The 6627-nt window shown below is 40.6% G+C and carries 4 protein-coding genes and 2 tRNA genes; 1 reads left to right on the top strand and 5 read right to left on the bottom strand.

Annotation, left to right across the window (positions count from 1 at the left end; all coding sequences use genetic code 11):
* Window positions 1-59: 59 nt before the first annotated feature.
* Both HPC41_RS22510 and HPC41_RS22505 read right to left on the bottom strand, forming a co-directional pair.
* Window positions 60-132, bottom strand: a tRNA-Met gene (locus tag HPC41_RS22510).
* A 58-nt stretch (window positions 133-190) separates the two neighbouring features.
* Window positions 191-263, bottom strand: a tRNA-Met gene (locus tag HPC41_RS22505).
* Between the two features lie 114 nt (window positions 264-377).
* On the opposite strand from HPC41_RS22505, the gene era reads away from it, so the two are divergent.
* Window positions 378-1256, top strand: coding sequence for a GTPase Era (gene era, locus HPC41_RS22500; protein ID WP_172396320.1), 879 nt, complete (start codon window positions 378-380; stop codon window positions 1254-1256).
* A gap of 118 nt (window positions 1257-1374) precedes the next feature.
* Here the strand turns inward: era and uvrC are convergent, their stop codons facing one another.
* The 3 genes from uvrC to ispF all read right to left on the bottom strand — a co-directional run bounded on the left by uvrC (window position 1375) and on the right by ispF (window position 6372).
* On the bottom strand, window positions 1375-3192 hold the full coding sequence (gene uvrC, locus HPC41_RS22495; protein ID WP_172396319.1) for an excinuclease ABC subunit UvrC: 1818 nt from the start codon (window positions 3190-3192) through the stop codon (window positions 1375-1377).
* Window positions 3193-3345: 153 nt separating this feature from the next.
* On the bottom strand, window positions 3346-5616 hold the full coding sequence (locus HPC41_RS22490; RefSeq protein WP_172396318.1) for a transglycosylase domain-containing protein: 2271 nt from the start codon (window positions 5614-5616) through the stop codon (window positions 3346-3348).
* 276 nt (window positions 5617-5892) lie between these two features.
* Complete coding sequence (gene ispF, locus HPC41_RS22485; protein ID WP_172396317.1) at window positions 5893-6372, bottom strand: 2-C-methyl-D-erythritol 2,4-cyclodiphosphate synthase; 480 nt, start codon at window positions 6370-6372, stop codon at window positions 5893-5895.
* Window positions 6373-6627: the final 255 nt, after the last annotated feature.

Here is a 6627-nt window from a genome sequence, read left to right as displayed (position 1 = left end):
ATGTATTTTTGATGTCTTTAAAAAGAACCGGTCATTGCAAACCGGATCTTTCCTTTTAGTAGCGGGGACCAGACTCGAACTAGTGACCTTCGGGTTATGAGCCCGACGAGCTACCAACTGCTCCACCCCGCAATGTATTTTTGATGTCTTTAAAAAGAACCGGTCATTGCAACCGGATCTTTCCTTTTAGTAGCGGGGACCAGACTCGAACTAGTGACCTTCGGGTTATGAGCCCGACGAGCTACCAACTGCTCCACCCCGCAATATATTTTTGAACAAATTGCTTTTTTCTTTTGAAAAAACAAGATTATGATCCTTCCGAATTGGAGTACAAAGATATATTTTGTTTCTTTGTAATCCTAATAAAATTTAGAAAAATGTCACATAAAGCAGGATTCGTAAGTATCATCGGAAAGCCAAATGCTGGTAAGTCCACCCTAATGAACGCTTTAGTAGGTGAAAAGATGTCTATCATCACACCCAAAGCGCAAACGACAAGACACCGCATTATCGGTATTGTAAACGATGAGGACCATCAAATTGTGTTTTCCGACACGCCGGGAGTCATCAAACCCAACTACTCCTTACAGGAATCCATGATGAACTTTGTCCAAGGATCGCTTATCGATGCGGACATTATTTTATTTGTGACCGATATCCACGAAAAATATGATGAAAATGACGTATTGGAAAAATTACGTAAAACAAACTCTCCAGTTGCCGTCCTCATCAACAAAATAGATAAGTCTTCTGAAGAAGAGGTAAAAGCGAAAATTGAATTTTGGCAAGAAAAATTGAATCCGGATACGATCTTCGCTATTTCAGCTAAATTAAACCACAATGTGGAGGCTGTCATGCAGTACATCAAAGATAAGTTACCTATCCACGAAGCGTACTACGAAAAAGATGAATTGACGGATAAATCCATGCGTTTCTTTGTCTCTGAGATGATACGTGAAAAAGTCTTCAAATTATACGACAAGGAAATTCCTTATAGCACTGAAGTAATTGTCACTTCCTACAAGGAAGAAGCAAATATCACGCGTATTGCCGCTGAGATTATTGTTGAACGCGACTCACAAAAGAACATTATTATTGGTAAAGCAGGTGCTATGATCAAAAAAGTAGGCACCTATGCCCGCCAGGATATTGAAGAATTTATTGACGGAAAGGTTTTTCTGGAGCTCTTCGTCAAGGTAATTCCTGATTGGAGAAGCAAGAAGAATTACCTTAAACGGTTTGGTTACGAGGATTAATGAGTATTGAGTAGTTAGTATTGAGTATTGAGATTCTGGTTGTACAAGCTTGTGGCTTAGAAACAGTCTTCATTTTCTAATTTTAACTTTTCAGATGTGATTATGGCAACTTTTGTTGTCAGCCTTGGCCCGGTAAGCTCGTTCCACTAAAATATTCACGAAGTGCTTTAATCTGTTTCAGGTTAAGCACTTTTTTTAGGTCTTCGTCCGAAGCTTCCTTCACCCTTTTTACAGATTTAAATTCAGTCAACACCTTCTCCACGGTTGTCTTTCCAATCCCTGGTATATTTTCCAATTCAGACACAAAAGTCTTCCGGCTACGCTGATTTCGGTGAAAGGTGATACCAAAGCGGTGTGCTTCGTCGCGCAGATGCTGGATGATCCTTAAAGTTTCCGATTTCTTATCTAGATAGAGTGGGTATTGATCTCCAGGATAGAACAGTTCTTCCAATCGCTTAGCGATGCCGATAACCGTTACCTTGCGTTCTATTCCCAATAAGCGCAAGCTTTTTAATGCCGCGCCTAATTGCCCTTTACCTCCGTCGATTATAATCAGTTGCGGCAAGGGTTGATCCTCATCCAATAATCTTCTGTAGCGTCTAAAAACGGCCTCCTCCATGGTCGCAAAATCGTTGGGCCCCTCCACGGTTTTCACATTAAAATGCCTATAATCTTTTTTGGAAGGCTTTGCATCTTTGAACACCACAATAGCCGATACGGGATAATTTCCCTGGATATTAGAGTTATCAAAACACTCGATATGCTGCGGCAAGACATTCATCCGAAGATCCTTTTGCATCTGTTTTAAAATACGCTCGGTACGAATGTCCGGATTAAGTTTTTCGTATTGTAATAAGCGTTCTTTCCTAAAAAAAGCTACATTTTTTTGGGAAAGATCCAAGAGTTTCTTCTTTTCCCCCAGTTTGGGAACTGTGAATTTTATCCGCTCGTTTTCCTCAATATCCAGTTCGAAGGGTACAATAATCTCCCGCGAAAGACTTTTAAACCGCTCGCGTATTTCAGGGATGGCCAACGATAGTAATTCCTGCTCGCTTTCATCCAAACGGCGTTTCATTTCAAGGGTCTGCGTCTGTATAATAACGCCGTTCATCACTTTTAAGTAGTTTACAAATGCATAACCATCATCCGAGGCAATACTAAAAACATCTACATTGGTAATTGAGGAATTGACAACAGTCGATTTACTTTGATAATTATCCAGTTTATCGAGTTTAGCTTTAATCAATTGCGCGCGTTCAAAATCCAGCGAAGCGGCCGCTGAAGCGATGCTTTCTTTTAATCTATTGGTGACAACGGCAATTTTACCATTCAGAATATCCTTGATGTCGCTCAGATTTTGATCATAATCTTCCTCAGATTGATACCCCTCACAAGGCCCCTTGCAGTTTCCGATCTGATATTCGAGGCAAATCTTGAACTTGCCCTTTCGGATATTCTCCTGCGTAAGTGCCAGGTTACAGGTACGAAGCGGAAATAATTCGCGGATCAGATCAAGTACGATGTGCATCATCCCCACAGAAGGGTATGGTCCATAATAGCGGGAGCCATCTTTAATAAATTGCCTGGTCCAAAACACACGGGGAAAAGGTTCATTCTTGATAACAATCCATGGATAGGTCTTGTCATCCTTAAGCATGACATTATATTTTGGCTTATGTTTCTTGATTAATGAGTTTTCAAGTAACCAGGCATCAATTTCAGTATCTACGATAGTAAAAGAAATCCGGTTGATCTTACGCACCAAAACACGGGTCTTACCATTCAATTGATTTTCATTGACAAAATATGAACCTACCCGGTTACGAAGGTCTTTCGCCTTGCCGATATAGATCAATTCATCCTGTTTATCAAAATACTGATAGACCCCTGGTCGATGAGGTATCTTCTTTAATTCTTCTCTATAGTCAAATGTCAAAACTTTAAAAATTAAAAGGTAAAAAACGGAGACAGCTTATAAGCCATAGTCTTGTCAAACCAAAGTCCTTATTCCTTAATCTTTGAAAAAACACTTTGTACGCCGCAGGCTTGTGCAACCAGAATTTCAATACTCCTGTCTAACTACTTAACACTAAAATCCTAAACGGTCATCCTTTAGTTTGGGTTCATCTTTGCTGCTTGAATCTGTAGATCCGTCTTCGACATCAGAGCCTCCACCGCCCCAGTACTGGTTACAGTCAATGACACGGGTGAGCCCACCCTGAGGTTGTTCGAAATCACCTTTTGTATATTTTAAGTTTGAATCTTTATAGACCTTTTGCATAAAGAAAGCAAAAACCGGCATTGCAGCCGCTGCCCCCTGCCCATATTCCATCCGGTCAAAACTGATTCCCCGATCTTCGGCTCCCGTCCAGACACCTGTGACCAGTTCGGGTGTGATACCGATAAACCAGGCATCGGAGTTATCATTGGTTGTACCCGTTTTACCACCAATCGGATTAGTCAGGTTATATTTCCACTGAATACGTCGTGCAGTACCCTGCGATACAACTTTTTTCAGCATATCCACAATGATATAAGCGGATTCGCTATTCAGCGCTTTAACGACTTTCGGTGCCTTATCATAGATCGGCGTACCATTTTTGTCTTCTATCCGTAAGATCGCTGTTGGTTCGATCCAAGTACCCTGATTAACGAAGGCTGAATAAGCACCAACCATATCAAAGACTGATGCTTCGTACGCTCCTAAGGAGATGGAAGGGTAATTGGGTACCTCGCTCGTTATGCCCATACGCTTGGTCAATGCAGCGACTTCCGCTGCGCCCACTTCATGCACCAGATAAGCTGTCGCAAAGTTTTGTGAATACGCTAGAGCCTTAGCCAAAGTAATCGGGTTGCCCCCTTGTGCATTTCCCCTTGGCGTCCAACCATTGTAAGTCTGTTGATAATTGGGGATACTATAACAAGGCGAATAACCATTGTCAATGGCCACAGCATAGGTAAATGGCTTAGCCGTAGACCCTACTTGCCGTGTCCCCATCTTAACCTGATCATATTTGAAGTGGTCAAAATCAATCCCGCCAACCCATGCCTTAATATGTCCTGTTTTTGGTTCCATCGACATCATGGCATTCCGCAACATTAACTTGTTGTACTTAATGGAATCCATTGGGGTCATCATGGTATCTTTACTGCCTTTCCATGTGAAAATATTCATCGGAACCTTCACATTAAAGGCTTTCTTAATCTCATCTTCATTCAACCCCTCTTCGCGTAGTATACGGTACCGATCAGACCGTTTCATTCCACTGATCAACAACTTCGCTTTTTCGCCTTTGAAGGGGTCTCTATTTTTCCACTGCGCCGAAAATTTCGATTGCAGCTGCTTCATCCATTCTTTCTGCGAATCTTCGGCATATTGCTGCATGGACATATTAATGGTCGTGTAGATTTTTAGTCCATCACGATCTAAATCATAAGGTGTACCATCAGCTTTAACAATCTTTAGATTAGCAAATTCTTTCTTAATCTGATCCTTTAATACCGCTCTAAAATATGGAGCTAAACCCTCACCGTAGTTTGCGATCTTTAATTCTAGTCCGAGTGGTTTCTCTTTTGCATTAGCTGCCTCCTCCGCTGAAATAAAATTGGCAGCCACCATATTATTTAATACGGTGTTACGCCGGATTTTTGACTTTTCAGGATACCTCACAGGTGAATAGGCTCCGGGGCCTTTCAACATACCCACTAAGAGCGCCGCTTGCTCAGCAGTTAATTTATCTGGCGTAGTATTGAAATAAGTACGTGCAGCGGATTTAATTCCATATGTATTGTACGCCCCAAAATCCACGGTATTGAAATACATGGTAATAATCTCATCCTTGGTATAATTTCTTTCCAGACGAACAGCAGTCACCCATTCCTGAAATTTTTGGATAACCCGTTTTAAAAAATTCTTTTGGCGGCCATCAGAAAAAAGGTTAAGCGCCAGCTGTTGCGTAATGGTACTCCCCCCCTGTTTATTGCCGGTCAGGGTATGGAAGATCACAGTAAAGGTACGGGAATAATCTATCCCAGAATGGTCATAAAAGCGTTTGTCTTCAGTGGAAACCAATGCTTTGACCAAATAGGGCGACAATTCACTGTATTTGACGTTGGAACGGTTCTGCACATAATATGTCCCCAAGACTTTACGGTCCTCCGTAATGACCTCGGATGCCAAGTTACTTTTGGGATTTTCCAGATCGCTGAACGAAGGTAACTTTCCGAACAACCCCATACGTATACTCAATATAAATAAAAATCCCAGCGCAACAATGCCGATGACGATCTTCCAAAAATTGAATGTATATCGCTTTATATCGCTTTCAGTAAGTTGATTTTTTTTTGATACTCGCTTCATCTATTTACGAAATTTCAGATGTAAATATTATTCATTTGTGCTTGTTTGCAGTAATATTCATGAATGCAAAAGCATTTTATTGTTAAAAGCCATTGGATATCCTGTCTTCTTATCCGTATGCGTATTTTTTCAAACATGGATATTCCGTTACTTGTTCTTATAGATTTTAATGTCCACTCTATCAGATAGTGTGCCAAAGAATGTTGTCATGGCAAAGGTATTACTAATTCATCCAAAAGTAAACATTAAAGGATCAAAATGTTTACACATCCGTCTCTAAAGGCGTTCAATTAAACAGACTGCATAGGCAACAACGCCTTCCTGCCTACCGATGAAACCCATTGTCTCATTAGTCGTTGCCTTGATCGAAATATCATCTATATCCAGGCCTGTCACCTCTGCCAATTTAATCTTCATCTGTGGAATATAAGGTTTGATTTTGGGCGCTTCAAGACAAAGCATCGCATCAATATTACCAAGTTGATATCCTTTTGCCTGAATCAATCCCATACATTCTTTTAATAGCAACAAGCTACTAATCCCCTTCCAACGTATATCTGTATTGGGAAAGTGATAACCGATATCTTCTAAGTTTGCAGCTCCTAAAATAGCGTCACAAATGGCATGTACCAAGACATCCGCATCCGAATGCCCAAATGCTCCAGCGTGATGTTCCAGCTGTACACCTCCTACAATAAATGGGTGTCCTTCTTTTATTTGATGAACATCAAACCCAAATCCTACCTTAATTTTCATTATATTAATATATTATGAGCTCACGTTTTGCAACGTCATAAATAAGCTCGTTATACGCAGTTCGTTCTGTAATAGGATGATCTACCCTTGATCATTATTTACTTTTCCAGCATTATTTTAATCAGGTAGCTTTCATTGCTACGAAGATAACATTTTACCACTGATATCCTGAAAAGGACTTTGCTATCCTAGATTTTCTATCGTTTTCAAATTACCTCCGCTAAACGTATATTCCGTAAAAAACAAAAGGGCTAT

The sequence above is a fragment of the Sphingobacterium prati genome (genome assembly GCF_013167215.1).
GTDB lineage: Bacteria > Bacteroidota > Bacteroidia > Sphingobacteriales > Sphingobacteriaceae > Sphingobacterium > Sphingobacterium prati.
Note: the sequence above shows the minus strand (reverse complement) of the source record. Positions and strands in the feature narration are given on the sequence as shown.

Bases quoted from the DNA above. Each gene is read 5' to 3' on its own strand.
- HPC41_RS22490 (WP_172396318.1), bottom strand. From the start codon at position 5,616: ATGAAGCGAGTATCAAAAAAAAATCAACTTACTGAAAGCGATATAAAG.
- ispF (WP_172396317.1), bottom strand. From the start codon at position 6,372: ATGAAAATTAAGGTAGGATTTGGGTTTGATGTTCATCAAATAAAAGAA.
- era (WP_172396320.1), top strand. From the start codon at position 378: ATGTCACATAAAGCAGGATTCGTAAGTATCATCGGAAAGCCAAATGCT.